The sequence below is a fragment of the Streptomyces sp. NPDC048185 genome (assembly GCF_043202495.1).
GTDB lineage: Bacteria > Actinomycetota > Actinomycetes > Streptomycetales > Streptomycetaceae > Streptomyces.
The window spans coordinates 1-1,050 of sequence record NZ_JBIDAN010000032.1; the positions used below are offsets into that span (position 1 = coordinate 1).

The following is a 1,050-nucleotide window of genomic DNA, read 5'->3' on the forward strand; positions in this document are numbered from 1 at the left end:
GGCGAAGCTGAGAACTTAAGCGCCAGTAAACGGCGGTGGTAACTATAACCATCCTAAGGTAGCGAAATTCCTTGTCGGGTAAGTTCCGACCTGCACGAATGGCGTAACGACTTCTCGACTGTCTCAACCATAGGCCCGGTGAAATTGCACTACGAGTAAAGATGCTCGTTTCGCGCAGCAGGACGGAAAGACCCCGGGACCTTTACTACAGTTTGATATTGGTGTTCGGTTCGGCTTGTGTAGGATAGCTGGGAGACTGTGAACTCTGGACGCCAGTTCAGGGGGAGTCGTCGTTGAAATACCAGTCTGGTCGTGCTGGATGTCTAACCTGGGTCCGTGATCCGGATCAGGGACAGTGTCTGATGGGTAGTTTAACTGGGGCGGTTGCCTCCTAAAGAGTAACGGAGGCGCCCAAAGGTTCCCTCAGCCTGGTTGGCAATCAGGTGTTGAGTGTAAGTGCACAAGGGAGCTTGACTGTGAGACCGACGGGTCGAGCAGGGACGAAAGTCGGGACTAGTGATCCGGCGGTGGCTTGTGGAAGCGCCGTCGCTCAACGGATAAAAGGTACCCCGGGGATAACAGGCTGATCTTCCCCAAGAGTCCATATCGACGGGATGGTTTGGCACCTCGATGTCGGCTCGTCGCATCCTGGGGCTGGAGTCGGTCCCAAGGGTTGGGCTGTTCGCCCATTAAAGCGGTACGCGAGCTGGGTTTAGAACGTCGTGAGACAGTTCGGTCCCTATCCGCTGTGCGCGTAGGAGTCTTGAGAAGGGCTGTCCCTAGTACGAGAGGACCGGGACGGACGAACCTCTGGTGTGCCAGTTGTCCTGCCAAGGGCATGGCTGGTTGGCTACGTTCGGGAGGGATAACCGCTGAAAGCATCTAAGCGGGAAGCCTGCTTCGAGATGAGGACTCCCACCCACTTGATGGGGTAAGGCTCCCAGTAGACGACTGGGTTGATAGGCCGGATCTGGAAGCACCGTGAGGTGTGGAGGTGACCGGTACTAATAGGCCGAGGGCTTGTCCTCAGTTGCTCGCGTCCACTGTGTT

Annotated in this window: 1 rRNA gene; it reads left to right on the forward strand. The window is 56.5% G+C overall.

Features of this window, described 5'->3' with window-relative positions:
• Positions 1-1,028: ribosomal RNA gene (locus tag ACGF3H_RS36175) — 23S ribosomal RNA — on the forward strand; the annotation flags it as partial.
• Between the last annotated feature and the right edge of the window lie 22 nt (positions 1,029-1,050).